Annotated in this window: 26 protein-coding genes; 6 read left to right on the top strand and 20 right to left on the bottom strand. The window is 46.9% G+C overall.

Annotated elements, in window-relative coordinates; genetic code table 11:
- Positions 1-16 precede the first annotated feature (16 nt).
- From KNO87_RS11325 to hrcA, 6 genes are all read right to left on the bottom strand, one after another.
- A complete protein-coding gene (locus KNO87_RS11325) occupies positions 17-769 on the bottom strand; it encodes a 16S rRNA (uracil(1498)-N(3))-methyltransferase (RefSeq protein ID WP_214795713.1) in 753 nt (250 codons plus the stop codon).
- Positions 770-772: 3 nt separating this feature from the next.
- Positions 773-1,711, bottom strand: coding sequence for a 50S ribosomal protein L11 methyltransferase (gene prmA, locus KNO87_RS11330; protein WP_214795710.1), 939 nt, complete (start codon positions 1,709-1,711; stop codon positions 773-775).
- Between the two features lie 18 nt (positions 1,712-1,729).
- Positions 1,730-2,836, bottom strand: a complete 1,107-nt coding sequence (dnaJ, locus tag KNO87_RS11335) for a molecular chaperone DnaJ (RefSeq protein WP_214787390.1) — start codon at positions 2,834-2,836, stop codon at positions 1,730-1,732.
- Between the two features lie 110 nt (positions 2,837-2,946).
- Positions 2,947-4,773, bottom strand: coding sequence for a molecular chaperone DnaK (dnaK, locus tag KNO87_RS11340; protein WP_214787388.1), 1,827 nt, complete (start codon positions 4,771-4,773; stop codon positions 2,947-2,949).
- 29 nt (positions 4,774-4,802) lie between these two features.
- The gene (gene grpE / locus KNO87_RS11345) at positions 4,803-5,390 is read right to left on the bottom strand and encodes a nucleotide exchange factor GrpE (RefSeq protein ID WP_214787386.1); all 588 of its coding nucleotides are present in this window, start codon (positions 5,388-5,390) and stop codon (positions 4,803-4,805) included.
- Positions 5,391-5,407: 17 nt separating this feature from the next.
- Positions 5,408-6,430, bottom strand: coding sequence for a heat-inducible transcriptional repressor HrcA (hrcA, locus tag KNO87_RS11350; RefSeq protein WP_214795708.1), 1,023 nt, complete (start codon positions 6,428-6,430; stop codon positions 5,408-5,410).
- A gap of 192 nt (positions 6,431-6,622) precedes the next feature.
- Here hrcA and KNO87_RS11355 point away from each other — a divergent pair, with 192 nt between their 5' ends.
- Positions 6,623-7,228 (top strand): DUF1054 domain-containing protein, encoded by a 606-nt coding sequence (locus KNO87_RS11355; RefSeq protein ID WP_214795706.1) that lies wholly within the window; start codon positions 6,623-6,625, stop codon positions 7,226-7,228.
- Positions 7,229-7,273: 45 nt separating this feature from the next.
- Here KNO87_RS11355 and hemW read toward each other — a convergent pair whose 3' ends face one another.
- The 5 genes from hemW to lepA form a co-directional block, all read right to left on the bottom strand.
- Entirely contained in the window at positions 7,274-8,428 is a 1,155-nt protein-coding gene (hemW, locus tag KNO87_RS11360; protein ID WP_214795704.1) for a radical SAM family heme chaperone HemW, read from the bottom strand.
- A gap of 67 nt (positions 8,429-8,495) precedes the next feature.
- Complete coding sequence (locus KNO87_RS11365) at positions 8,496-9,677, bottom strand: DUF1015 domain-containing protein (protein WP_214795701.1); 1,182 nt, start codon at positions 9,675-9,677, stop codon at positions 8,496-8,498.
- 10 nt (positions 9,678-9,687) lie between these two features.
- Positions 9,688-10,851: a phosphoglycerate dehydrogenase gene (locus KNO87_RS11370; RefSeq protein WP_214795699.1), complete on the bottom strand. Its 1,164-nt coding sequence runs from the start codon at positions 10,849-10,851 to the stop codon at positions 9,688-9,690.
- Complete coding sequence (gene serC / locus KNO87_RS11375; protein WP_214795697.1) at positions 10,829-11,899, bottom strand: 3-phosphoserine/phosphohydroxythreonine transaminase; 1,071 nt, start codon at positions 11,897-11,899, stop codon at positions 10,829-10,831. The genes KNO87_RS11370 and serC overlap by 23 nt, the downstream gene beginning before the upstream one ends.
- A 114-nt stretch (positions 11,900-12,013) precedes the next feature.
- The gene (gene lepA / locus KNO87_RS11380) at positions 12,014-13,837 is read right to left on the bottom strand and encodes a translation elongation factor 4 (protein ID WP_214693159.1); all 1,824 of its coding nucleotides are present in this window, start codon (positions 13,835-13,837) and stop codon (positions 12,014-12,016) included.
- Between the two features lie 219 nt (positions 13,838-14,056).
- Between lepA and rpsT the strand changes: the two genes are divergently transcribed.
- Entirely contained in the window at positions 14,057-14,317 is a 261-nt protein-coding gene (gene rpsT / locus KNO87_RS11385) for a 30S ribosomal protein S20 (RefSeq protein WP_012726675.1), read from the top strand.
- Positions 14,318-14,344: 27 nt separating this feature from the next.
- On the opposite strand, the gene KNO87_RS11390 is transcribed toward rpsT, so the two are convergent.
- Positions 14,345-14,782, bottom strand: a complete 438-nt coding sequence (locus KNO87_RS11390; protein WP_214795695.1) for a GNAT family N-acetyltransferase — start codon at positions 14,780-14,782, stop codon at positions 14,345-14,347.
- A gap of 9 nt (positions 14,783-14,791) precedes the next feature.
- Positions 14,792-15,811 (bottom strand): DNA polymerase III subunit delta, encoded by a 1,020-nt coding sequence (gene holA, locus KNO87_RS11395; RefSeq protein WP_214787371.1) that lies wholly within the window; start codon positions 15,809-15,811, stop codon positions 14,792-14,794.
- An 81-nt stretch (positions 15,812-15,892) separates the two neighbouring features.
- On the opposite strand from holA, the gene KNO87_RS11400 reads away from it, so the two are divergent.
- Entirely contained in the window at positions 15,893-16,057 is a 165-nt protein-coding gene (locus KNO87_RS11400) for a YqzM family protein (RefSeq protein WP_214787369.1), read from the top strand.
- Positions 16,058-16,118: 61 nt separating this feature from the next.
- Here the strand turns inward: KNO87_RS11400 and KNO87_RS11405 are convergent, their stop codons facing one another.
- The 4 genes from KNO87_RS11405 to KNO87_RS11420 all read right to left on the bottom strand — a co-directional run bounded on the left by KNO87_RS11405 (position 16,119) and on the right by KNO87_RS11420 (position 21,677).
- On the bottom strand, positions 16,119-18,236 hold the full coding sequence (locus KNO87_RS11405; RefSeq protein ID WP_214795693.1) for a DNA internalization-related competence protein ComEC/Rec2: 2,118 nt from the start codon (positions 18,234-18,236) through the stop codon (positions 16,119-16,121).
- Position 18,237: 1 nt separating this feature from the next.
- Positions 18,238-18,813 (bottom strand): helix-hairpin-helix domain-containing protein, encoded by a 576-nt coding sequence (locus KNO87_RS11410; RefSeq protein WP_214795691.1) that lies wholly within the window; start codon positions 18,811-18,813, stop codon positions 18,238-18,240.
- A gap of 252 nt (positions 18,814-19,065) precedes the next feature.
- The gene (locus KNO87_RS11415; protein ID WP_214787362.1) at positions 19,066-20,709 is read right to left on the bottom strand and encodes a methyl-accepting chemotaxis protein; all 1,644 of its coding nucleotides are present in this window, start codon (positions 20,707-20,709) and stop codon (positions 19,066-19,068) included.
- Entirely contained in the window at positions 20,706-21,677 is a 972-nt protein-coding gene (locus KNO87_RS11420; protein ID WP_214795689.1) for a BMP family lipoprotein, read from the bottom strand. Before KNO87_RS11420 ends, KNO87_RS11415 begins: the two co-directional genes overlap by 4 nt.
- 252 nt (positions 21,678-21,929) lie before the next feature.
- Between KNO87_RS11420 and KNO87_RS11425 the strand changes: the two genes are divergently transcribed.
- Positions 21,930-22,154, top strand: coding sequence for a hypothetical protein (locus KNO87_RS11425; protein WP_214795687.1), 225 nt, complete (start codon positions 21,930-21,932; stop codon positions 22,152-22,154).
- A gap of 67 nt (positions 22,155-22,221) precedes the next feature.
- Here the strand turns inward: KNO87_RS11425 and KNO87_RS11430 are convergent, their stop codons facing one another.
- From KNO87_RS11430 to KNO87_RS11440, 3 genes are read right to left on the bottom strand one after another with little or no spacing between them, the layout of a single operon-like run.
- The gene (locus KNO87_RS11430; RefSeq protein ID WP_214795685.1) at positions 22,222-23,742 is read right to left on the bottom strand and encodes a flotillin lipid rafts scaffold protein FloT; all 1,521 of its coding nucleotides are present in this window, start codon (positions 23,740-23,742) and stop codon (positions 22,222-22,224) included.
- Positions 23,743-23,745: 3 nt separating this feature from the next.
- Positions 23,746-24,267, bottom strand: coding sequence for an NfeD family protein (locus KNO87_RS11435; protein WP_214795683.1), 522 nt, complete (start codon positions 24,265-24,267; stop codon positions 23,746-23,748).
- The gene (locus KNO87_RS11440) at positions 24,267-24,668 is read right to left on the bottom strand and encodes a hypothetical protein (protein WP_214795681.1); all 402 of its coding nucleotides are present in this window, start codon (positions 24,666-24,668) and stop codon (positions 24,267-24,269) included. Before KNO87_RS11440 ends, KNO87_RS11435 begins: the two co-directional genes overlap by 1 nt.
- A gap of 119 nt (positions 24,669-24,787) precedes the next feature.
- Between KNO87_RS11440 and rnhC the strand changes: the two genes are divergently transcribed.
- Both rnhC and KNO87_RS11450 read left to right on the top strand, forming a co-directional pair.
- On the top strand, positions 24,788-25,702 hold the full coding sequence (rnhC, locus tag KNO87_RS11445; protein ID WP_214795679.1) for a ribonuclease HIII: 915 nt from the start codon (positions 24,788-24,790) through the stop codon (positions 25,700-25,702).
- Positions 25,703-25,773: 71 nt separating this feature from the next.
- Positions 25,774-26,586, top strand: coding sequence for an alpha/beta fold hydrolase (locus KNO87_RS11450; protein WP_214787348.1), 813 nt, complete (start codon positions 25,774-25,776; stop codon positions 26,584-26,586).
- Positions 26,587-26,702: the final 116 nt, after the last annotated feature.

Consider the following 26,702-nt stretch of genomic DNA (forward strand, 5'->3'; position numbering starts at 1 on the left):
AGGGACAGCCGTTTTTCTATTCTTTCGCCAATTCAAGCGCGTACGAGATGGCAGACAGTGCATATAATGGAGCCGTTTCCGAGCGGAGAATGCGTGGTCCAAAGGCACAAGCCGTTGCTCCTGCCTCCACCCATTGCGTGACTTCTCCTGAATCGAACCCGCCTTCAGGTCCTGTGATGACGAGGAGGCGTTGTTTCGGATTGAGTCGATTCAATGTTTTGGCAAGCGCCGACTGTTCGCCTTCTTTTGCGGATTCTTCATATGCGATGATGACTTCATCGTACTGCTCAAACTGCTGTGACAGTTGTTTCGAAGTGAGGAACGTACATGTTGGGACGACGGCTCTGTACGATTGCTCGGCCGCCTCTTGCATGATTTTTTCGATACGTTCTACCTTTTTCGGTACTTTTTTCGCGTCCCATTTGGCGACTGATCGCGAGGATTCAAACAATAGAAGATGATGAATCCCGAGTTCGGTCGCTTTTTGAGCAACGAGTTCGACCTTGTCCCCTTTCGGTAACGCGTAAGCAAGCGTCACGTCAATCGGCAATTCAGTCTCAGAACGACGAGATGACAGTACTTTCGCCACTCCACTCTTCTTTTCAAGTGACGTCACGACACATGCATACTCATTCCCCGCACCGTCAAGAAGTACCATTTCGTAACCCGCCCCTTGTCGTAGGACCGTTCCGATATGATGAACGATATCTGAAGGAAGTGCCACAGCATCACCTGTGAAAGCTTCTGGTGTCAAAAAATAACGTTGCATAGCTTACTCCTTCTTGGCGATGATTGCGACCCAGTCTTCCATGACGCGTGTCTCTTCAATCTCGAAACCTGCAGCCATTAGAGCGCTCGTGACTTCCACCCGTTTCTCTCCGATAATACCAGACGTGATGAAGCGACCGCCCGTTTTGGTGCGTGCATACGCATCTTCGATGAAAAGAAGAATGACATCAGCAAGGATGTTCGCCACGACCAAGTCATATTCTCCGTCTACACCTTTTAATAAATCTCCAGTGTCTACTTGAACGAGTGATTCGACACCGTTCGTCTCGACGTTTTGACGAGCTGATTCAACGGCAACCGAATCCAAATCTAACGCTTTTACGCTCGTGGCTCCGAGTTTCGCAGCAGCAATCGACAATACGCCTGAGCCTGTGCCGACATCAATGACGCGGTCGCCTTCCTCGATATAGTTCTCAATAGCTTGAATGCATAACATCGTTGTCGGGTGAGTGCCTGTACCGAACGCCATACCTGGGTCGAGCAAGATGACATTCTCTTCCGGTTGTGGTGTGTACTCTTCCCAAAGTGGCACAATCGTCAGATGTTGTGAGATTTTGACCGGCTTGTAGTACTGTTTCCATGAATGTGCCCAATCTTCTTCATCAATCTCTGCGACCGTGACTTCGCCTGATCCGATATCGAGCATGCTCCGGAGGCGCTCGATTTCTTTTCTTAAGTTTGCGAGCACATCTTGGAAATCACCTGAAGCTGGCACGTACGCTTTGACGTGTACACCAGAAGTCGGATACGTTTCACGGTCCGAGACATCCCAAATCTCTCCGAAATGGTCTTCCGCCATCATTCGGTCGAAGTCTTCGACGTCCTCGATGACGACACCTTGTGCCCCCACTTCGTGTAATAAATTCGATACGGCTTCCACCGCAAGCTGTGTCGTGTGGACACAAATTTCAGACCATTTCATCGTTTGTACACACTCCTTTTAGTGACTAAAGAATTTCTTCATTTTTTGGAACATGCCATGTTCCTCTTCGACACCCGATTCGCCACTGATTTCTTCGAATTCACGAAGCAATTCTTTTTGGCGATCTGTCATATTTTTCGGTGTCATGACGACGACGCTGACATACTGGTCGCCATTGGCGCCACCACGTACACTCGGCATTCCTTTGCCGCGCAAACGGAACTTCGAGCCGGTTTGCGTCCCGGCCGGCACTTTCAAACTCACGTTCCCGTGAACTGTCGGCACTTCGATTTCTGCACCGAGTGCTGCTTGTGCGAATGTGACCGGCATTTCCATCGCGATGTGTTGGTCGACACGTTCAAAAATTTCGTGGGCTTTCACTCGTACGACGACATATAAGTCGCCCGCTGGTCCACCATTTACTCCAGGACCACCTTTTCCAGATAGACGAATCTGTTGCCCGTTATCGATACCGGCTGGAATTTTCACTTCGACGGTCTGTTTCTTCTTCACATGACCTGAACCATGACAAGTCGGACATTTTTCTTTAATCGTCTTACCGCTACCATGACACTTGCTACAAGGACGCTGGTTGACCATACGACCGAGAATTGTGTTTTGCTCAACCGTTTCAACGCCACTGCCGCCACATTGGTTACACGTTTCTGGTTTCGTTCCAGGTTTCGCACCGTTCCCCATACATGTGTCACACTCGACTTCGATTTCAAGCTCGATTGTTTCCGTCTTTCCTGTCACGCTTTCCATGAAGTCGAGGTCGACTACGTATTGATAATCTTCCCCGCGACGCGGTGCGTTCGGGTCTTGACGACGTCCACCGCCACCGAAGAACATGTCAAAGATATCGCCGAATCCACCTTGGAAATCGCCTCCGCCTCCGAACTGGTTTGCCCCTTCAAAACCGAATCGGTCGTATTGGGCACGTTTTTGTTCGTCAGAAAGCACTTCATAGGCTTCACCGATTTCTTTGAACTTATCCGCCGCATCTGCCTCTTGGTTGATGTCCGGGTGATATTGACGGGCCAGTTTTCGGTATGCCCGTTTAATTTCTTGCGCCGAGGCCGACTTGTCGAGCCCGAGCACTTCATAATAATCTCGTTTCGCCACTATTCTCGCTCCTATCCTTACAATCTACGTATCGATTTTACCGATTCTACCTTAACATGGAAAGAGCCAAAGCAGAAACCTGCTTTGGCGCTCTCCTTTACAACGGCTGTTTATTTACGGTCGTCGAGATCCTCAAACTCTGCGTCCACGACATCATCGTCCTGTTTCGCTTCCGTTTGTGGTTCTGCGCCTTCAGCACCTTGCTGTTCAGCCATTTTAGCATATACTTTTTGCGTCAACTCTTGAACGACAGCTGACAATTCGTCTTTGGCTGTACGGATCGCCTCAAGGTCTGAACCTTCGAGAGCAGTTTTCGCTTTTTCTTTCGCAGCTTCTGCTTTTTCTTTGTCCGCCTCTTCCACTTGCTCACCAAGGTCTTTGATCGCCTTGTCTGTTGCGAAGACGAGTTGGTCCGTTTCGTTGCGGAGTTCTGCTTCTTCTTTACGTTGGTTATCTGCTTCGGCGTTCGCTTCAGCTTCTTTCACCATACGCTCGATTTCTGCCTCATCGATACCTGAAGAAGATTGAATTGTGATTGATTGTTCTTTGTTCGTACCGAGATCTTTCGCCGATACGTGAACGATTCCGTTTGCATCGATATCGAATTTAACTTCGATTTGTGGCACACCACGTGGTGCTGGTGGAATGTCAGTCAATTGGAAGCGACCAAGTGTCTTGTTGTCTGGTGCCATCGGACGTTCCCCTTGAAGGACATGGATGTCAACAGCAGGTTGGTTATCTGCCGCAGTCGAGAACACTTGTGATTTCGATGTCGGGATCGTCGTGTTGCGATCGATCAATTTCGTCATCACGCCACCCATTGTCTCAATACCGAGTGAGAGCGGAGTCACGTCGAGAAGAACGACGTCTTTCACGTCTCCAGCAAGAACCCCACCTTGGATTGCCGCACCGAGTGCAACAACTTCATCCGGGTTTACCCCTTTGAATGGTTCTTTCTTCGTGAAGTCGTGGATCGCTTTTTGAACGGCAGGGATACGTGTCGAACCACCGACGAGGATGATCTTGTCGAGGTCAGATGGCGTGAGTCCTGCATCTTTCAAGGCACGACGAGTCGGTTCCATTGTGCGTTCGACGAGATCAGCCGTCAACTCTTCAAATTTCGCACGTGTGAGTGTCATTTCCAAGTGGAGTGGACCTGCTTCACCTGCTGTGATGAACGGAAGGCTGATGTGTGCACTCGTGACACCTGAAAGGTCTTTCTTCGCTTTTTCAGCTGCATCTTTCAAACGTTGAAGTGCCATCTTGTCTTTTCCAAGATCGATGCCGTTCTCTTTTTTGAATTCTGCAACGAGATAGTCGATGACTTTTTGGTCGAAGTCATCTCCACCGAGACGGTTGTCACCAGCTGTTGCGACAACTTCGAATACACCATCACCGAGTTCAAGAATCGAAACGTCGAACGTACCACCACCGAGGTCATAAATCAAAATCGTATGGTCTTCACCTTTATCTAAACCGTAAGCGAGTGCAGCGGCCGTTGGCTCGTTGATGATTCGTTTTACATCAAGACCAGCAATTTTACCAGCATCCTTTGTCGCTTGACGCTCAGCATCGTTGAAGTATGCAGGAACTGTGATGACTGCTTCTGTAACTGTTTCACCGAGGTAGTCTTCAGCATCTTTCTTCAACTTCTGCAAAATGATTGCTGAGATTTCTTGTGGTGTGAATTTCTTGCCGTCGACGTCAACTGTATGTGAAGTACCCATGTGACGTTTGATTGATTGGATTGTGTTCGGGTTCGTGATCGCCTGACGTTTTGCGACCTCACCGACTTGGCGCTCTTCTCCTTTGAATGCGACTACCGAAGGAGTCGTACGGTTACCTTCTGCGTTTGAGATGACGACCGCTTCGCCACCTTCCATTACTGCCACACATGAGTTTGTAGTCCCTAAGTCAATACCGATAATTTTACCCATCGTTAATTCCTCCGTCTCGTTAAGTAGTGTTATTCTGCAACTTTTACCATGCTCGGGCGAATGACTCGACCGTGCATCGTATATCCTTTTTGAAGCTCCATCGTCACGATGCCAGACTCGAACTCATCACTCGGCTCTTGCATGACTGCTTGATGGAAATTCGGGTCGAATGGTTGTCCGACTGCCTCAATTACTTCGACTTGCTCAGCATTCAATACATCGAGAAGCTGACGATGAATCATGTCAACGCCTGATTGAATTTGCTTCGCATCCTCCGAAGTTGCTTGTACTTGAAGTGCACGCTCAAAGTTATCAATGAGCGGAATCAATTTTTCAATGACAGACTGTGAAGCAAACTTGACGCGTTTTGCGTTCTCTTCATTCGTCCGACGACGGAAGTTGTCAAAGTCGGCACGAATACGGAGTTCGCTCGCTTTCAACGCTTCGATTTCTTTTTGTAAGTCCGTCCCCTCAGAACTTTCTTCCACAATCTCAGCATTTAAAACCTCATCTTCATTTGATTCAGTTGACTCGTTGTCTTCTGTCTGTGCCGAGTCTACAGATTTTTCTTCAAGCACTTCTTCTTGCTCATGCCCGTTTTGATGATCTGCTGTCATAGTAAAACTCCTTTCCGTCACTCATCTAGTTTCGTTCGTCGCAACGCTTCGATAATTTGTCCCATCATTTGCACACCGTGACGGTAATTCATCCGAGTCGGACCAATCATGGCAATTGTTCCGAATGTTTTCCCGTCTAGTGTATAATCCGAAGTGATGACACTACAATTTTGAAGGGCGACAATTCCATTCTCGCTCCCAATGCTCACATAAATCTCGCGATTTGGCAACGATTCGAGCCAATGCGTCAAACGTTCTTGCTCATCAATCCATTCTAGGAACGGCCGGAGCGTGTCCAGCGTCTGAAACTCGGGTTGGTTAAAGATATTTTTCTTACCTCCGAGATAGAGCGAAGACGGCGTTTGAATCCCAACCGTTGATTGAATCAGTTGCATCATATTTTCGTATTGCTGTCGCTGTGCGAGTTGCAATTTTGCAACCTCTTCCCCGATTCGGACTTTGAGTTGCCCGATCGATGTCCCAACGAGACGATCGTTTAACAATCGAATCGTTTCCTCGATGACGTCAGGAGCTACACGTGATTCAAACATGACGGTACGATGCTCGACATGACCTTGATCCGTGACGATGAGGACGACACCCCGTCGCTCATCTAATGGCATAAAGTCCACACGTGCCAATGTTTCAGACTGACTGTTTGGACCGAGGGCGACCGTCGTATAATTGGTCAAATCAGAAAGGAGATCTGCAGCTTGGCGAATCAGGATCTCAGACTCTTTCGAAGATTGTTTTAAACGCTCTTCTAAACGACCCGTTTCACGCTCGTCGATAATTTGTTTCTCGACGAGGTGGTCCACGTAATATCGGTATCCGACTTCTGACGGAATTCGACCCGCGGAAGTATGTGGTTTTTCAATTAACCCCATGTCTTCCAAATCGGCCATATCGTTCCGAATCGTTGCCGAACTAAACGTCAAATCGTCTCGTTTCGATAACGTACGCGAACCGACCGGTTGAGCCGTCTGAATATAATCATCAATGATGGCTCGAAGAATGAGCAACTGTCGATCTGTCAGCACAACATCACTCCTCTCTGAAAAAGTTACCTCGCTTTATTAGCACTCATATTTAACGAGTGCTAATCACACTTCAAATATTATCACGTTCTCACTATTTGTCAATTCATACACTCCGATTTTTTCACCTTTTTTACAGACAGCAAACCTGAAAAAGAAGCAGTGTTTCGTTATGATAGAACGTGAGGTGATGAAATGTTTACAACGAAACAATTTAACGTATTCAAACAGGACGGACTCGACGAACGAATGTCTGGCATCCGTTCGGATATCCAACCGCTCTTTCATCGGATTTATGACGAGGTCGGTCCACAACTCGAGGCAGATGTCGGAATCCCACTCTACCTACATGTGGCAAAACATGCACGCCGAACAGTGAACCCTCCGAAAGATACGTGGATGGCCATTTGTCATGATAAGCGCGGATATAAAAAGCATCCACACTTACAAGTCGGGCTTTTTGACGACCGTGTATTCATCTGGCTCGCGTTCATTTATGAGATGCCGAACAAAGACGCAATTGCGAAGCATCTGCAACAATTGGATTTCAAATCAACGTTCAACGATTTCCATATCGCTGGCGACCATATGAAAAAAGATGCGATTCTTGTCGAAGAGACATCGAACGAAGACATCCAATCGTTACTCGAGCGATTTGGTACTGTCAAAAAAGCCGATTTCTTAATCGGGCGACAACTTCCTGCCGACGCATCGATTCTTCAAAACGAAAACGCCTTCCTCGCACTAGTCGAAGATACGTTCGCGCGACTCACACCGCTTTATCGTGACCTCGTCTTATAACCCTACAAAAATGGACAAATCCCTCACAAGGGATTTGTCCATTTTTCATGACTCGGCATGCTCGAGTTTCGCTTCTCCAATAAACGCTGCGAAAGCTTCATTCGCAAGTGGTAAACCGGACGCCGTCAGACGGATATGTGTGTCCGTCCGTTCAATCAGTGACTTCTTCACCAATTCATCGATGACGTGACCGAACACATCATCAAGCGACATGCCATACTTCTGTTTAAACGTCTGAAAGGAGACCCCGGAACGCATCCGTAGACCCAGGAATAACTCTTCCTCCATTTTTTCCACTTCTTCAAGCTCGGTCACCCGTTTCACCGGGATGCCTTCCGCTTTAATATAGTGAGGAATCGGTGCGATGTTGGCACGACGCGTACCGTTCAAATAACTGTGCGCACCTGCCCCGAATCCATAATACTCTTCATTTCGCCAGTACACTTGATTGTGACGACTTTCTCGACCCGGCAATCCATAGTTTGAGATTTCATATTGCTTCAGTCCGTGTCGTTCAAGCGTCTCCATCACTTTCAGGTACATCTCGACCTCGACATCTTCACCCGGTAAACGGAGTTTCCCTTTTCGGTCCTGTATCGCAAACACGGTATGCGGTTCAAGGATCAAGGAATAAGATGAGACGTGCTGAATCGGAAGCTGTAGCGCGAGTTCTAAGTCTCGCTCAATTTGCTCGAGCGTCTGTTCTGGTAATCCGAACATGAGATCGATTGAAATATTATCAAAACGTTTCGCCGCTTCGTTCACGGTTTCAAACACATCATCTGCCCGATGCGTTCTCCCAATGCGCTCAAGTCCACCATCATCGAACGTCTGGACACCGAAACTGAGTCGATTGACGCCACCGGCTTTCATCGTGTCGAGTTTTTCCGTGCTCACGAAGTTCGGATTCGCTTCAACAGAATACTCTAGATCTTCTGAAGCAAGCGGGAGGAGATGTTGACGGACCATGTCCATCAAGCGAGCCATCTGCGCTTCATTGAGCGCGGTCGGTGTGCCCCCTCCGATAAAGATGGTCTCGATCCGCTCTGTCGGGAACGCTTCGAGCGTCAACTTCATCTCTCGTTCTAATGCATCTAAATATTCATCAACAGGTTGATTTTTCAAAAACACCTTGTTGAAATCACAGTAATAACAAATATGTTCACAAAATGGAATGTGAAGATATACGGCTTTAGCCAATTTCGGCCACCCCTTTCTTCTCATTCCATTTATAACGCTTTTCGTCCGTTCTTTCCAGCCTGCGCCATCAATCGAACCGATGAATAAAGAGTCCGCTCTTTAATTTCGGTTCGAACCATGTCGATTTTGGTGGCATTTGGCCACCACTATCGGCCACTCGCATCAGCTGAGGCATCGTCGTTTCATGGCATGTAAATAATAATTGGTCCGGTACTTGCGCGAGTTGTTGCAATTCTTCGATTGACCTGTTCCCTCCCACAAAATCGACTCTAGCATCCGTACGAATATCTTCAACGTTGAAGTAAGGAGCAAGGAGATCACGCTGTAACACGGCGACATCGAGATCGGTTTCATTTTTTTGTTTCGATAACCTGTAATAATTTCCTCGATACGCAGCGCCGAACACGCCATGACTTTCAGGCAAGACGAGTTCATCTACTTCTGTCACTTCATATGAGAACGAAAGTCCTTCCAACATATGTTCCACTTCTTCAGGTGCGATTTTTGTAAGCAGACGGTGATATGGTAAAATCGTCAACTCGTCACTCGGGAAGAGAACGCCTAAAAAGTGGGTGCGCTCGTTCTTTTGAGAATGACCTCCGCCCATCCCGGAAACGACTGCTGCCGCTTTCGCACGATGATGCCCATCTGCAATATAAATGGATGGGATGGTGGCGCCAATCATCATGACACGAGCGAGTTCTCGGCTCGGAATCATGAACCCTTCGTGCAACACCCCACGCTCATCCGTAAACGAGAACAACGGCTCTTCTTCCGTGGCACTATTTAAAATCTGTTTGAGACTCGCATGAGGCGGATGGCTGAGTAAAATCGGACCGGTGTGCGCTCCTGTCGCCTGAACATGTTCGACTCGTTCTCGCTCTTTTTTTTCACGGGTATGTTCGTGAATTTTGATTCGACCGGCTTCATAATCTGCGACTGAAAACGTGGAAACCAAACCGGTTTGTTGACGATCGTTCCGCGTCAAGCGATAGACGTAGAAACCACTTGGGCGGACCGTCAACTCGTCTGCATACAAACGCTCTAACTCCTGACGTGCCAGTTGTCCCCAGTCTTCAAGTGAGAGTTCCGCTTGGAGCGCTTCTGGTTTATCGACTCTTAAAAATGAGTTCGGTTGCTTCGCGATGATCTCTTTCGCTTCTTCTACGGACACGACGTCATATGGATCTGCGGCAACGTTTTCCGCATGTATCGGCATATACGGGCTAAACGGTTTAAATACGACCATAATATCCTCCTTAAAATTCTCGGACGCGAATGACGCCTTTGATGTCATACAGTGCATGAATCGATAACGGTTCATGTTCGTTGTTGTCTAAGTCGATCAACGTATACGCCATCTCACCACGACTACGGTTGATCATATTATCGATATTCAACCCATGAGAGGCGAGCTCTCCTGTAATTTGTCCGACCATGTTCGGTACATTTTGATGTAAAATCGCGAGGCGACGTTTTCCGGTATACGGAAGCTCCGCATTCGGGAAATTAGCGGACGAACGAATGTTGCCGGTCTCAAGATATAATTTAAGCGTGTCGACGGCTTGAATCGCACAATTGACTTCTGATTCTCTCGTCGAAGCACCGAGATGTGGCAACGCCATCACTTGAGGATGACCGATGAGCGTATGACGAGGGAAATCGGTAATGTAGAGTCCGACATGATGATGGAATGCCTCTACTAAATCGTCATCTTTCACGAGTTCCCCTCGTGCGAAATTCAAAACGGTCATGCCGGGCTTCATCCGCTCGAACCAACTACGGTCGATGCTGAAACGCGTCTCTTTCGTAAGTGGCATATGAATCGACAAAAGGTCAACCGCTCCTAAAACCTCACTTAAATGTTTGGCGCGTGTGACGTGTTTCGAAATGTTCCAAGCGGCATCGACCGAGAGATGAGGATCATATCCGATAACATCGACCCCGAGTTGAAGGAGATCATTGGCAAGTGAAGCCCCGATGGCACCAAGCCCAATGATTCCTACTTTCTTCCCCCGTAACTCGGCCCCGAGGAACTGCCGTTTCTGTTGTTCCATCGCTTTTTCTAACTGAGATTGCGACTCGGTCGTCTGTTCATTTACCCAGTTGAAACCTTTGACAATCGGTCTTACTGAGAGAATCATGCTCGCGAGGACAAGTTCTTTTACGGCATTCGCATTTGCACCCGGAGTATGGAACGCCACAACGCCTTGTTTCGCGAGTTGATCGAGCGGTAGATTGTTGACACCAGCCCCGGCTCTGGCGATGGCAAGCAGGTGCGGCGGAATTTCTTCATCGTGCACATTATGACTTCTCAGTACCCAGGCGTCTGCTTGGTCTGATGCATTGATGACATACTCGTTCGGCTCAAATCGTTTCAGGCCGGCAGCAGCGATTTGGTTAAATGTTTTGATGTGATACATCGTTCTCCTCCTCAAATGCTTTCATGACGTCGACAAGGCGTTCAGCACCTTCACGTGGCATCGCGTTGTATAAACTTGCTCGAAGCCCACCGACGGAACGGTGCCCACCTAGTTCAAGCAATCCTCTCTCGATGGCAAATTGTTGAAAACTTAAGTCTCGACCATGATCACCTGTCGTGAACGGAATGTTCGTCAATGATCGACGTTCACCTGAAACGAGAGGAGAAAATACATTCGATTGTTCAAGGAATGAATAAACCGCCTCACTTTTTTCACGATTTAGTCGCTCCATCGCCTCAACGCCTCCTTGGTCTTCCACCCACTTCAGGACACGTTCGGCTGCATACATACTGAACGTCGATGGTGTGTTGAATAACGTATCGACATGAGACGCATAATCAAGATAGCTTGGTAACTCCTTCGACTGAATCAAGTCGCGACGTATGATGACGACCGTAAGTCCTGCAGGTCCGATATTCTTCTGGGCACCAGCATAGATTATCCCGAAACGCTCCACGTCGATGTGCTCCGCCAAAATGTTCGATGAGGCATCCGCAATAATCGGCACAGTCGTTTCTGGTAAATTTGTAAATCGGGTTCCTTCGATCGTGTTGTTCAGCGTCACATGGAGATAGTCGACATCTTGGACAAGACTCGGCTCGAATGACATCCCACCCGCCTCATCTATGAGTGGATGGATGACGTCGACCTGTCCAAAGTGTTTCGCATCTTCCATCGCTTTTTTAGACCACACCCCAGTATCGACATAGGCGAATCGATTTTGATTCCGCAAGTTCATCGGAATCATTGAAAATTGAAGCGTCGCCCCACCTTGTAGCCAAAGAACCGCATAGTTCTCAGGGATATGCATGAGTCTCCTCAGCCTCGCCTCAAGAGAGTCGACTACATGTTGGAAAGACTCCGAGCGATGACTCGTTTCGATAATTGAAATCCCATCGTATTCAAACGTCAGGAGATGTTGTTGAATCTCTTGCATCACTTCTTTTGGTAGCATGCCGGGACCCGCAGAATATGTATACGTCGACACGGTGTTTCCTCCTCTATAGTCTGTCTAAGGGTGTACTCTTCCTTACACGAAGTCCCATTTCCTGCCTAAACAAAAAAATCACCCTGATTCGAAAATCAGGATGATTCGATCCAATTACTCTTCGTCCATAGAAAGTACAGACATGAACGCTTCTTGCGGGACTTCGACAGACCCGACCATCTTCATGCGCTTCTTACCTTCTTTTTGTTTCTCAAGGAGTTTCCGCTTACGCGAGATATCTCCTCCATAACATTTAGCAAGAACGTTTTTACGAAGTGCTTTGATTGTCGAGCGGGCGACGATTTTTGTTCCGACAGCAGCTTGTACCGGGACTTCGAACTGCATCCGCGGGATGAGCGCCTTCAACTTCTCGACGATGACTTTTCCACGTTCATATGCAAAGTCACGGTGTACGATGAAGCTGAGGGCATCGACTACTTCGTTGTTGAGCAAGATATCCATCTTCACAAGACGCGATTGGCGATAGCCGATCAACTCATAATCGAGAGACGCATAGCCTTTCGTGCTCGATTTCAATTGGTCGAAGAAGTCATAAACGATTTCACTAAGCGGAATTTCATACGTGATTTTGACTCGTGTCGTATCGATATATTGCATATCGATGAACGTCCCACGTTTCTTCTGACAAAGCTCCATGATGGCACCGACATAATCGTTTGGTGTCATGACAGCCGCTTTGACGTATGGTTCTTCAATCGACTCTACCTTTTGTTGTTCAGGCATCTTCGATGGGTTATCGACGTGAACGACTTCTCCTGAAGTCGTCGTCACGTGATAGATAACCGATGGTGCTGTCGTGATCAAGTCGATTCCAAATTCACGTTCAATCCGTTCTTGGATGATTTCCATGTGAAGCATTCCGAGGAACCCACAGCGGAAACCGAATCCGAGCGCTTGTGACGTCTCCGGTTCAAACTCGAGCGCAGCATCGGAAAGTTGAAGCTTTTCGAGTGCCTCACGGAGGTCATTGTAGTTGGCTGCATCAATCGGATACAATCCGCAGTACACCATCGGGTTCATCTTACGGTAACCAGGAAGCTGACTCGTTGCCGGGTTTTTCGCGAGTGTGATCGTATCCCCGACACGAACATCTCCAACTGTTTTAATTGACGCAGAAAGCGTACCTACGTCACCGACGTTCAATTCTTTGACCGAGACCGGCTTCGGTGTCGATACACCGAGGTCTGTCACTTCGAACGTCTTGCCAGTTGCCATCATTTGAACTTTATCTCCTACTTTGACCGAACCGTTGACGATACGAATCGATGCGACGACACCACGGTAAGCATCATAATACGAGTCGAAAATCAAAGCTTGCAACGGTTCTGAAGGGTCACCCGTCGGAGGTGGGACGAGTTCCACGATTTGCTCGAGAATCTCTTCAATTCCGATACCTGCCTTCGCAGATGTCGGAACCGCATCGCTCGCGTCGAGTCCGATGACGTCTTCAATTTCTTGACGGACACGATCGACATCCGCTGACGGCAAGTCGATTTTATTGATGACCGGAATGATTTCGAGGTCGTTATCGAGAGCTAAGTAAACGTTCGCAAGAGTTTGCGCTTCAATTCCTTGAGCCGCATCGACGACGAGAATCGCACCTTCACATGCCGCAAGCGAACGCGACACTTCATACGTGAAGTCGACGTGTCCTGGCGTGTCGATCAAGTGAAGAATATACTCTTCTCCGTCTTTTGCCGTATAATTCAACTTAACGGCGTTCAGTTTGATTGTAATTCCGCGCTCGCGCTCTAAATCCATCGCGTCGAGCGTCTGCTCTTTCATCTCACGAGCCGTGAGTGCACCAGTTTTTTCAAGAATCCGGTCAGCGAGTGTCGATTTTCCATGATCGATGTGAGCGATGATCGAAAAGTTACGAATCTTCTTCTGACGATTCTCTAATTCTTGTTTGTTCATATATGGGTTCACCTATCCTTCTCATGCATACCGTGTCATTATATCAAAATCCTAAAGTAATGTGTACGACCTACTACAACAATACCACATATAGTTTTCAGAATAATCATCAAGTGGTTGCTTTTCATATAACCGTTTGCTACAATTGTGCTTGTTCTGTTGAATGATTACTTGAAGTAATAAGAACATACACTTTCTTGTTTCAGGAGGTGACAAACAATGGCAAACATCAAATCAGCAATCAAACGTGCAAAAACTTCTGAAAAACGTCGTGTTGCGAACTCTCAAGAGAAAGCGGCAATGCGTACAGCAGTAAAACGTGTTGATGCTCTCGTACTCGAAGGAAACAAAGAAGCTGCTCAAGAAGCTTTCGTCCTCGCTACGAAGAAGCTCGACAAGGCTGCATCAAAAGGCCTTATCCACAAAAACAAAGCAGGTCGTGATAAATCACGCCTCGCAGCTCGTATCGCTGCTCTCTAATTAGAGACCAAACGAAACAGCCGCCTCCTACTCGGAGCCGGCTGTTTTTTTGTATACCATGACATAATGAGGACCAATACCAGGAATGTCGAACGGTTTACCGATTCGCACGAGACCGTTCCGTTCGTAGAAACGAACGGCCACTTCCCTGGCGTTGCACCACCATGACCCACCTAATTCTTCATGCAACGCCTGTAAGAAGCACGATCCGATTCCTTGTCCGGCCAGATTCGGGTCCGTCGCCATTCCACGCAGTTGGTACGGTACCGATTCCCCATTGATTAGTCTCGAGGACAACATGACAGTCGCGACCGATTGTACGCGATCTTCTTCGACCCAGGCAAAGTGACGTGTCGTTGACGCTTCATCCCCTTCAAAATAACAGGTCTCAATCCCTCTACCTGGTCTAAGAACAATATGCCGAAGTGGAATCACATCTTGTAATGTCACTTGTTTCAACCCCATCTTCTCACCTCACAAAAGGGCCAGTTGGCAAACGAGTGTATCAAAGATAATTTGTTTGTCGCCACGACCTGTTTTCATTGCTTCATCTGCATCTGCAATCAATGTCAATGCTTGCGCGAGTTGGGCTTCCGAGAAGTTACGGCTCGCTTGTGTCGCTAGTTTGACGGTGTAAGGATGGGCCCCAATTTTTGATGCGATTTGTTTTTCCCCATACCCTGACTCTGTCAATTGTTTCGATAAATACATGTTTCGATATTGTCTTGCTAACAATCCGAGAAGTCCAATCAATTCTTGCCCTTGCTTCTCTAAGTCACGTACTAACCGAAGCGCTGCATCCGCTCGCCGTTTGACGAGTAGTTCGGATAATTGAAACACGTTATCTTCTAACGTACGTGGTACCAAATCATTCACGATGTCAATCGGGATCGTTGCACCTGTTCCTGCATAAAGTTGCAGTTTCTCTAATTCTCGGACTAATTTTCCCCAATCATCCTGGCATAAAAATAAAAGTCGCTCCATAGTCGCACGTTCCATTTTTTGTTGATCTTGACTGAGCGTATCGTTCACATATCGCATCAATTCTGCTTGGCTCGGCTTCTTGGCTTCGAGTACGATGGCTCGTTCTTTTAGACGTTTCACAATCTTTTTTCGTTCATCGAGTTTTTCTGACTCGACAATTAAGACGAGAACAGAATAAGTCGCCGGCTGAACAACATATTCGGCGAGTCGGTCCACGTTATGCTTTTGTTTTTCTTTTGCCCCCGTCAAAAATTGCGCATTCTTGACGATAACCGTCCGAAATTCACTGAAGAAAGGGACGGTCTCTGCTTCATCAAGCGCAGTATCTAATGACGTCTCTTGCAGGTCGAGTTGCATGACATCAAATTGATCACCGGATGGATTGGCCGCCTTCACGATTCCCCGTTCCCAGTTCTCTAATAAATATTTTTCAGTTCCATAGAGAACATAGACGCTCGCTAGTTTACCATTATGTAACCACGGTTCATTCAAAACACACACCACTTTCACAATTTATTCTCATCTAAACATAGATTATCTTCGCATGATTCGCTATACTTATAAAGGAAGTATGATAAGGAGGGACCTAATATGCAAATCAACTCTGTACGTCCACCGAGTGAAAACCCGTTTGAAAATGACGTTCAATGTAAACGTAATGACGCCATCGACTCTGCGATTGGCTTCATCGTCCCATTTGGCTTTTTCTTCACGATTTTCTTCATCGGTGTCGTCATCAAATTCTTGAGCTTATAAGTTTTCAAACGATTGCCCCGGGGGAGCAATCGTTTTTTAGTGTATCATATTTGTTCATGTGCTAGTCGATGATCCCCCGACACATTCTTTTTTCGCAAACGATCATCCCGTCGAGGTCGGTCCGTAACAAACGGCGCCCTACAATCCGGTCTAACGTTTCCTGATGCGGGTGACCATAACGATTGTTCGCCCCGACGCTTGCAATCACCCACTCCGGATTGATTCGCTCGAGCAACGCTTCTCCTGAAGACGTATTCGAGCCATGGTGCCCTAATTTAAACACGTCGACATCAAGTGTCGGAAGCCCCAATTCTTCTTCAATCGGCAAATCTCCTGTCAATAAATACCGCATGCCACCTACATTCATGTAGAGACTGATTGAATGATCATTTTCATCCTCATGTGCTTTGTTCGGTGCAACGACCCACATCCAAGGCATCGGACGATCTCCTGCCTCGAGATAGCGGATGGACGCCCCGTACTTCACGGCTAGCCGCAGAATCTCCTCACGTTTCTCAACATTCGCCACTTCTTTCGATAACCAGATTTCTTTTACATGCACGAACTTCAACAACCCTTCTAAACCACCGATGTGGTCGTGGTCCGCATGCGTTAGAAGGACAAAATCGACTGCGCGTTCTCCTCGCTTCCATATGTAAGGTGCCACAACGTCCGCACCGGGGTCATATATAGTCCGCTTTTGTTCCTTTGGATCCTGAAACACGCCGCCGACATCAATCAAACCAATCGTTTCTCCCGACTCGACGACGATCGCATCACCTTGACCGACATCTAAAAATGTCACCCGTGGAGACTCTGACCACTCCGACCATCCAGCAACGAGAATACACGTGACAAGGGCCATACACCATCCCAGCCTTCGTTTATATTGAAGAAGAAGCAGACTGCTCCATATTCCAACCCATAAACTGACTTGTTGCGGAAACAGCAATTCATGCAACGGCATCCAAGGGCGATATGCATCATGCATGGAGAAGATCCCGTTGATGGCGTCTAGGATCATCATGAATACAGGTGCGGTTTCAGGAATGACCCAGACGATGAAAGCGAGCGGCATCATCACCCATGATATGCAAAAGGTCATCACGATATTGAGAAGTGGAGCGGTGACGGATAGAATCGGTTGAACTTGCCAGAGGATAAGTAATCCAAATAATTGGGCGAACACGGACAAACCCAACAATCCAGTCCACATTTGTCTTGTGACCAACAAGAAGAACGTCATCCCAACCGTTAACTGAAATCCTAAATTCGAAAGAAGGTATGGCTGGAAGGCGAGCATTGCGGCCGCGCACCAACTAAGCAGACGAATCGGGTCTCTGACCGATATACCAAACAAAGAAAGGATGAGCAAGACATCCGCCACAAGGACAGCTCGCGCGACCGGTGGCGAAAAACCTGTCAACCATCCGAACGCTGTGATCGTCAAAAGGATCAATATCGTCTTTGTCTCTCGTCGAATCGGGATTGGTCGAAACAGTGCTCGCAAGGCAACAATCAACAGAGCGATATGCGAACCTGAGATGACGAGGAGATGTAAGAGTCCTGTCACCCGATATGAAAAGGAGGTCTCTTCATCGAGCATCCGGCTTTCTCCGAACAGTAATGCTTCTATATAAAGTGCGACATCGGCGCGATACCGTCGTTCGATTTGTTGGAGATGTCTTTCTTTCCACCTTAACATCCAACCGTTCATTCCAGGTGTCGGACGGCACTCATCGATTCGCTTGATCTTTCCTTTAAAAGATAAGTTCGAACTCGTCGCCCACTCCCTTTCATCAAATCCCCCAATATTACGCAATGGCTGAAACGTTTCGTGTTCCATTTCTACGAGACACGTCTCACCTGGTCTTCCAATAGAAAGTTCTCTCCCCCGCAACACTCCTTCATGCGTCTCGACGTTTCCATATAACCGAACCGAATTTCCGTTCTCTTTACGACTCTCAATCGAAAACGCCACTGTGTCTGTCGGTGTCCATTCTGCTGTATCAGCGTGTAGCCATGCAATCAAGACGAGGAGAATAACACCGACTTTCGCATACAGGTTTTGTCCATCTCGTGACGCCACGTATAACACACCAGAAACGAGTGTGACGAGGTAGACTCCTTCAGTCAATCCGCTCACCATCAATACCGCAAATAGTGGAAATAACGGCATCTCATGGTACCAATAAGTAAGGCTTCATACTTTCTAATGTTTTCTCTCCGAATCCTTTCACATCACCTAAGTCTTCGTATGTTTTAAATGGACCATTCTCTTTTAGATGGTTTAGAATCGCGTCTGCTTTTGCAGGACCAATACCAGGGACCGACATTAATTCTTCTTTCGTGGCACTATTCACATGTACCCCATTTGATTCTAGCTCTGTGCTTGGTACCTCTTGCGCGATCGGTGCTTCTCCTTTTTTCGGCACGATGATTTTCACCCCGTCCACGAGCAGTTGTGCCAAATTTAACTGTTCCGGGTCGGCTTCATCTGTTAATACTGCCAATGAGAGAACATCCCCGACTCGCGCGCCTTCTGGAACGGTATAGACGTTCGGAGACTCGACCGCGCCTGTGACATAGACCACGATTTCTAATCGCTCTACTGTCTCAGGTGGAGCCACTTCTTCTGATTCTACGACTAATTCATCGACGACACGTTCTTCTGGTTCTTTATTATAAAATAAATAACCAACCCCTAAAAACAGGACGACGACAACACCGATGATGACCTGCTTCCACTTTTCCAAGGCGATTCTCTCCTCTGATTAGACTGTTGACTCTAGTATGGCGAATCACGAATGACCACACTTGTGATGTTGACGGTGTCTACCCATTCAGAACGAAATCGTTTCACTGTGTGCTGTGTAACCGATTTTCATATTTTATGAAAGACAATCACTAATTTTATATCGCCCCAATTGTTTCGGATCCTAAAACACTAAAACAGCAAAAAAACCGAAAACCAATAGTTGGTCTTCGGTCATTCTGCATAAGGATGCTTACTCTTCTTCGAAATGCTGGACTTGGTCGGCGAGTGCCGCTGCCTGCCCTTCTAGTTCTTGCATCAATGTAAAGATTTGATCAAAGCTAGCCTGTTGTTCTTTCATCGAGGCCGCCACTTCCTCGTTTCCAGCCGCCAATTCTTCCGTTACGCCCGATACTTCCTCGACTCGTCGCAACACGTTATTCACTTCAGTACTTGATGTCCGCATCTCTTGTTCAATCGTACGGACGAATGAAGCGACATGGTCTGTACGCTCATGGATTCGGTTAAAGGCTTCCTTCGTCAATCCAAACGCTTCAAGCTGCGCTTCTTGTTCACGTTTCGATTCATTAACCGTTTCCGTCAAACGTACAACTTCTTGTTGAATCGTCTCAACGACATGGAAAATCGAACGGGTCGCCTTATTGCTCTCTTCCGCCAACTTTTTCACTTCGCTCGCTACGACTGCGAACCCACGCCCTGCTTCTCCTGCGCGTGCCGCTTCAATCGCTGCGTTTAAGGCAAGCAAGTTCGTCTGGGCCGCAACATCTTCCACGAGCTTCGCCATCGATTCAATCTCGGCCGTCTGTTTAGCAAAGTGATCCATTCTCGTGACAAGTACTTCATTTCGTTCACTCGAGCGATCAAGGATATGTTCCTGATCAGTTAACGTCTCAATCCCTGCTGCCACTTCACGAGTCATCTCCGACGTCTCTTCTGTCGTCTGTTTCGTTTGATTCAAGCTCGTCTCGAACGACGTTGCCATCGTATGGACCGAACTTAGCGTTTCTTGCAATTCATTGGCAATCGACTGCGCACCATGTGCCATTTCATCCACGGCATTCGTGATATTTGACGTCGTGCTGACGACCGCTTCATTTTCAGCTGCTGCCGTTTCAGTCATCCCATTCACTTTCATCGATGTCACGCGAATCGAACCGATGACCGTTTGTAGCGATGCCGTCATCTCACGCATGGCGCGTTCGAGTCGTCCGATTTCATCATTTCGATTCGACTCCGGCAATGTGACGAGGCGTCCAGAAGCAATAGCTTCTGCCACCTTCACATTTCGCTCGAGCGGGCGAGTGATGGAACGTGCAAAGAAGAAGTTGTAAATTCCAAGCGCTATGACGACAAGAACCGTTAACAAGATCGAGATGAACAATAGACGTTCTGTCTCATTCGCTGCCTCTACTTGTAGCGCTTCATAGAACGAACCGTTCTTTGCAATCAACGTATTGATATCATTTAACAAGCCTTCGAGTTTGGCAGCTTGAATTCGAGCACCAATCCCGCCTTCTAATGCAGATTCGACATCTTCATTCACTTGTTCATACTTCATCGTGGCACGATCTAGGTGATTCGAAAATTCTGGAATCAAGTATGATTGTTTTAATTCATCAAACGTTTCCGCATTTAATTCACGGACTCGTTCAAGCTGAACAAGTGTGGACTGATTCGACTGCTCTCCGAGTGATGTCCAGAGCGACTGTTCTTGCAAGAGTGACGTCTCGAGCTGAGACAATTCAATCATTTGACTACCGTACTGTTCATTGTATGTCTGCAAGCGATTTAAGGTCGATAACACATAGCTCATCATAAGGACAATTAAGACGACGGTGAACACCGTTGAGAAGATAAAACGTTTACGCAAACTCATTGTAGTGTCCCCTCCTTCAGTTGACGCTCGACCGATTCATACTGGGTCATCTCTTGTTCATCCCACTGAATACGACGAAGCGGCGCTAGGCCGACACCACCTTCTTCAATACCTAGAATGACATGATCGTTGAATGGTTGTTTTGTCACACGACCAGCGATTTCAACGATTGCCAAATCGACTTGTTTCAACATTGAAGTCACGACTGCATCAGGTGCAATCATCGATTGATCGCTATCGACTCCGATTGCTTTTATTCCATACTTTTCAGCAGTCTCAAGTACCCCGACTCCAGTGAGGCCCGCCGCTGCATAGAGAACGTCCGCTCCTTCTTTGATTTGTTTCTCCGCTAACTCGCGTCCAAGCTCTGGTGAGGCGAAGTCGTTGGAGAAGTCGACGAGCATCTCGACATCCTCGTTTACAGATTTTGCTCCTCGTTCAAATCCAGACTCGAACTTCTGGATAAGTTCAATATCCATTCCACCGATAAAACCGATTGTATCGGACGCTGTCTCGAGACCTGCAACCGCTCCCGCGAGCGCACTGCCTTCTCCTTCTTCAAACGTTACATTTAAGACGTTCGGCAGTTCTGACACGCCATCAATAAGGGCAAATTGTTGATTCGGATGCGCTGTCGCTACCGTCTCGAGATCTTCCTGACAAGCAAAACCAAGACCGACGATTACATCATGGCCCTCTTTGACCAACTCTTCAAACCCTGCTTGATACGTCTCGGTCTCAGATAATTCACGATAGTCAACGAACCATTCGCCCGTCTCGCGTAACTCCCCCATACCACGCATCGCCGCATCACTGAACGATTGGTCCCCGAGACCAACATCCGATAGGACGACACCCATCGTCTGACGTTCTTCAACAGCGGCAGTTGGGTCATCGATGACCGACTGGCAACCAGATAGCCACAACGAACAGGCTGTGAATGTACTGATTATTATACTTTTCTTCATGTATTCCATACTCCCTCTCTCTATTGGTCTGACAACTCTTTTATCGACAGAGAGGAAGCGGTTCTCCATAATTTTTTTTAAAAGTTGTGGGAATAAAATGTCGGGGATATCTGACAATGTGAGATGTTTCAAAAGGGGATTTTTCCCAATTGTTGAATTTATAAGATGAATGACGATGATGACAAATCCGAAGGGAGGATTGAGGGAATGATTGAAAAGATGATTTGACATAGTTGGAACGTCATATCTGGATTGTTTGTACTCGGATTATCACTTTGGTTGAGTGGTCCTGGTATAGCAGAAACAGATATCCCACAATATCATTGGTATTTCATGCTATGGTTCGCACTATGGACGGTCGGCTTTATCTTACAGTTCAGACCGCGGATGAAATGGATCGGCCTATTCATCACATTCATACCAACATTGTATTACTTGATTGATGTTCTAAAAGTGACAGAAGTCATCTCGTACTAGTCAATCATGCGTAACATCGTGCTACACAAAAAACAGAGCCATAGACATCGTCTATGGCTCGTGTCGTTTATTCTTTTGAAGCAGCGACTGTCGTATCTGCTAACTCTCGCTCCGGTGCAGGAGCTTTTGCGACATTCCCTTTACCTGCAAAGTTTTCAAGCAAATCTTTAATATCGATGCCTGATGATGCTTTCAACGTTTGTTGCAATGAAGCCATGAGGTCCGTTGCATATCCCGTCACTTTCCCTGCTCCACCGTTTTGACCACCGCCAGTATCGACGACCGTGATTTGATCGATATTGCCAAGTGGTGCAGCAATCTCCTTCGCATAATCTGGAAGCATTTTGACGACCATATCGAGAATCGCAGCCTGTCCATATTGAGCGAACGCCTCGGCGATTTTCTCTTTCGCTTCCGCTTCTGCAAGACCCGTCAAGCGAATGATTTCAGCTTCCGCTTCACCCTTCGCACGTTCAGAATCGGCTTCAGCAAGACCAGCCAATCGAACACGTTCCGCATCCGCTTTCGCTTGTGCTTCGATACGATATTTTTCCGCATCTGCGCTTGCGATTTGACGTGCTTTATCCGCAGCGGCCGACTGTTCGATCGAGTAACGGTCCGCATCGGCTTTTTTCTTCACTTCAGAATCATATTGCTTCTCACGACGCATGATTTCTTTCTCTTCGAGCTCGATTTGCTTTTGACGCTCGATGATTTGAACTTGCATCTGTTGTTCTGTAACTTCTTGCTTCGCACGTGCTTCCTCGAGTTCATACGCTTGGTCAGCCCGAGCTTTCGCGACGTCTTGCTCGCGACGGTATGCCGCAATACGGAGTTGATTCTCTTTTTCGGCTTCGGCAATTTCAGATGCTCGTTCTAGTTCTGCTTTTTTCGCATCTTTCATTGCTTCCGCCTGTTTGATGCGCGTCTCTTTGTCTGCTTCCGCAGTCGCGATATCGGCATCACGCTTCACCTGAGCGATACGAGGTTTACCGAGTGATTCTAAATAACCGTTTTTATCTCGAACATCTTTAATGGTGAACGAAACAATCACGAGTCCCATCTTCGCCAAGTCTTGTGAGGCGACACGTTGCACTTCTTGAGAAAACTTGTCTCGGTTTTTGTAAATTTCTTCGACTGTCATCGACCCAAGAATAGATCGCAAATGACCCTCTAACACTTCTTTTGCTTCATTCTCTCGTTCTACTTTCGGTTTTCCGAGGAACTGTTCAGCAGCTGTCGCAATTTCACTGATTGACCCGCCGATTTTAATGATGGCCGTTCCATCCGCCATGACCGGTACACCTTGTTCGGTATATACTTCAGGCGTCGTTACTTCTAATTTGCTTGAAAGTAAACTAAGTGGTTCTGCTTGTTGGAACACTGGTAAGACGAACGTCCCCCCACCACGAATAATTTTGACGCGGTTCCCGGAAGTATCACTATGTACATTTTTTTTGCCTAAATAACTACCCGTAACAATCAATGCTTCGTCAGGTCCGACTGTGCGATATTTCAACACGAATACAAACACGAGTGCAAGGATGATGACCCCGACGATGATGCTGACTAAAATAGCCGTATTCATAAGTTATTTCTCCTCTCGAATCGTAGGTTCGTCATATGTCATGACGATGGCAATATTACTCTTCATTTCAATAATAATGACTCGGTGGTCAGCTGAAATCGATGTCCCGTCCATACTTTGAGCCGTCTTCAAGAGAGACCCTGTTACTGTCTCGATCATCACTTCGCCATATCCACCTTCTGGTATCGGTACCGTCAACCGTCCAACTCGACCGACCAGTGCTTCATCCGTCAACCCGATTGATTCTTCAGCGTTTGATAATGGTAACAACACGAACAAATAGAGAAGTGTTGTTAGAGCGAGTGACCCGACCAATGCGACAGCCAGTCCAATCACCGGCGAAACATGCGCCAACGCGTTTAAAATGAGTCCGATTCCGGCACCTAATGCTAAAAATGATAAAATGACAGCAGGATTGAACCAGCCTTCAAACATGTCAAACGCATCAGAGAACATCATATAAATAAAGGTTCCAAAACCAGCGATGATCAACACCCACCAGTACAGTTGATCGATTGCCTCCATTACCACCCCTCCTCCTGTCGACGTTTCTGTTCCATCAGTAACATACGCCGAAGTTGCTCGACTTCAAGGGCGAGCTGATCCTCAATCGCATCCCACTCGGAAAGTGACGACGTAGATAAATCGTTCGCTTCCCGAACTCGTCCAATCGATTGTTCAATGCGTTTTCGATTGTATATATCGACGAGCTCTTGACGTTCGAGTCGCATCCTGTTTAAAAAATATTCGACTTCTTTTTGAACCTGAACCACTTGATCCGTCACGTCCTCAGAAGAATCTTGCATCAGCAGCCGACGCACTCTCACTTGATGAGCCACTAACTTGGCAATTCTCGCTTCTAGCTCGAGAATGTGCTTGTACAATTCCTCTACCTCATCTTGATGCGTGTCATCGCGCCACCACACGTCCACTTCACCTCACTTTGTTCTAATCACTTTCATATACGATAAAACCTCATCATCGGTTTCAAAAAATCATAAAAAAATGTAAAATGAATTTGCCAGACAGAAAGGAAGTGCTCATTTTGGGCAACCAAGTCATCAAGCTATCAACTGCTGACCAAGAAAAACTAAAAAATATGTATAAGAAGTACGCGGTCACACCTCCACCTTACGCAACTTTCAGCGCAAAGACACCTGGATTTGTCGTCACGATTTATCAATCAGGAAAAGTGATGTTTCAAGGAAAAGATGCAGATACCGAGGCAGTGAAATGGGGAACTCCTGCCGGGAAGAAACAAGCGTCTCCACCGAATACGACATTACCTAAAGGCTTTTCAGATTGGTCCGTCGTCGGTAGCGACGAAGTCGGAAAAGGTGATTATTTTGGCCCACTCGTCGTCGTTTCTGCTTTCGTATCACGGGACCAAATCGCACTCGTTAAAGAGCTCGGTGTCAAAGATTCAAAGCAATTGTCTGATCCCGAGATTATCCGAATTGCTAGAGATTTACACGCCACAATTCCTTATCAAAAAGCGACACTGCACAACCCAACGTATAACAAGATGCAACGTACGATGACACAAGGTAAAATGACTGCCATCGCGCACAACGCAGCGTTGCATGCGTTGCTCGACAAACTTGAACAGAAACCAGATGCCATCCTGATTGATCAATTTGCCGAAAAATCGGTCTATTATCAGCACTTACGGTCAGAACGCGATGTCGTCCGCGACGATGTTTATTTTTCAACAAAAGCAGAAGGACTGCATGTCGCAGTCGCAGCCGCATCCATCTTAGCCCGCGCCTTTTTCTTAAAAGAAATGGACAAACTAAGTGAACAGGCAGGATTGACGCTCCCGAAAGGGGCAGGAGCAAAAGTTGACCAAGTGGCCGCTCAGATCATCCGTCGACACGGGCAGGATTATTTACAAAAAATCGCCAAAGTCCATTTTGCCAATACCAAAAAAGCAATAACCTTGAACGAACGTCGTCTGTAGAGGTTCGTTATCAAATATGATATACTCGTTTTATGGTTAAATGAACTTAAAATTTTTGGAGGATAGCGTTCATGTTGCATTATAAAACCTACACGATCAGCGATGACCATCCTTGGGTCGTCTTTATTCACGGAGCCGGCGGAAGTTTGTCTCATTGGTATCGTCAACTCCGCCCATTCCGTAAGAAATATAATGTGTTACTCGTCGATTTGCGTGGACACGGTGGTTCATACGATGCCGAACAATCGCTTAAACAACCGTTGAACGCCTATACATTTGATGTCGTCGCCAAAGATGTCATCGAGGTGATGGATCACTTAGGTATTGAGAAAGGTCATATGGTCGGTCTCTCTTTAGGGACGATTGTCATCCAGGCGATGTTTGAGCACTATCCGGACCGGATTGCATCGGTTGTTCTCGGAGGCGCCATCGTCAAGTTCAACGTTCGTTCAACGCTTCTCATTCGTCTCGGTAGCCTCGTTCAAAATTTCGTTCCCTATATGTGGTTATACAAATTGTTCGCATGGATTTTACTACCGAAAAAACGTCATAAAAAATCGCGGATGATGTTTGTCCGAGACGCTGCAAATTTGTGTCAGCGTGAATTTATTCGCTGGTTTAAGATGACGGAGAACATCAATCCATTACTAAATCAAATTACTTCGATTCAAACGAACGTCCCCATTCTATATATTATGGGCGATGAAGATTACATGTTCCTCGAAGCTGTGGAACGGACCGCAAAACATCAACCGACTGCCAATGTTGAAATCGTTGCAGACTCTGGTCACGTCGTGAATGTGGACCAACCCGAGCAATTCAATTCATTGTCGATGAAATTCATCGATGATCAAATTCAAGCACTCGCACTCAAAATGAGCTGATTCAGGATGCCACCATACATCCTGAATTTTTTTCAGTTTATTTTCAGAAAATATTGATTATTACAAAAATAGATGGTATTCTTTAGCAAATCCAACAAAGAGGAGATGCTTGAGAT

This window comes from Exiguobacterium sp. s34, assembly GCF_018617435.1.
In the GTDB taxonomy this organism is placed as follows: domain Bacteria; phylum Bacillota; class Bacilli; order Exiguobacteriales; family Exiguobacteriaceae; genus Exiguobacterium; species Exiguobacterium aestuarii.

Bases quoted from the DNA above. Each gene is read 5' to 3' on its own strand.
- KNO87_RS11400 (WP_214787369.1), top strand. From the start codon at position 15,893: ATGCAAATCAACTCTGTACGTCCACCGAGTGAAAACCCGTTTGAAAAT.
- KNO87_RS11430 (WP_214795685.1), bottom strand. From the start codon at position 23,742: ATGAATACGGCTATTTTAGTCAGCATCATCGTCGGGGTCATCATCCTT.
- KNO87_RS11370 (WP_214795699.1), bottom strand. From the start codon at position 10,851: ATGTATCACATCAAAACATTTAACCAAATCGCTGCTGCCGGCCTGAAA.
- KNO87_RS11390 (WP_214795695.1), bottom strand. From the start codon at position 14,782: ATGGGGTTGAAACAAGTGACATTACAAGATGTGATTCCACTTCGGCAT.
- KNO87_RS11420 (WP_214795689.1), bottom strand. From the start codon at position 21,677: ATGAAGAAAAGTATAATAATCAGTACATTCACAGCCTGTTCGTTGTGG.
- KNO87_RS11325 (WP_214795713.1), bottom strand. From the start codon at position 769: ATGCAACGTTATTTTTTGACACCAGAAGCTTTCACAGGTGATGCTGTG.
- KNO87_RS11405 (WP_214795693.1), bottom strand. From the start codon at position 18,236: ATGCCGTTATTTCCACTATTTGCGGTATTGATGGTGAGCGGATTGACT.
- KNO87_RS11365 (WP_214795701.1), bottom strand. From the start codon at position 9,677: ATGGTCGTATTTAAACCGTTTAGCCCGTATATGCCGATACATGCGGAA.
- KNO87_RS11415 (WP_214787362.1), bottom strand. From the start codon at position 20,709: ATGAGTTTGCGTAAACGTTTTATCTTCTCAACGGTGTTCACCGTCGTC.
- dnaK (WP_214787388.1), bottom strand. From the start codon at position 4,773: ATGGGTAAAATTATCGGTATTGACTTAGGGACTACAAACTCATGTGTG.
- lepA (WP_214693159.1), bottom strand. From the start codon at position 13,837: ATGAACAAACAAGAATTAGAGAATCGTCAGAAGAAGATTCGTAACTTT.
- rpsT (WP_012726675.1), top strand. From the start codon at position 14,057: ATGGCAAACATCAAATCAGCAATCAAACGTGCAAAAACTTCTGAAAAA.
- grpE (WP_214787386.1), bottom strand. From the start codon at position 5,390: ATGACAGCAGATCATCAAAACGGGCATGAGCAAGAAGAAGTGCTTGAA.
- KNO87_RS11435 (WP_214795683.1), bottom strand. From the start codon at position 24,267: ATGGAGGCAATCGATCAACTGTACTGGTGGGTGTTGATCATCGCTGGT.
- KNO87_RS11355 (WP_214795706.1), top strand. From the start codon at position 6,623: ATGTTTACAACGAAACAATTTAACGTATTCAAACAGGACGGACTCGAC.
- prmA (WP_214795710.1), bottom strand. From the start codon at position 1,711: ATGAAATGGTCTGAAATTTGTGTCCACACGACACAGCTTGCGGTGGAA.
- KNO87_RS11450 (WP_214787348.1), top strand. From the start codon at position 25,774: ATGTTGCATTATAAAACCTACACGATCAGCGATGACCATCCTTGGGTC.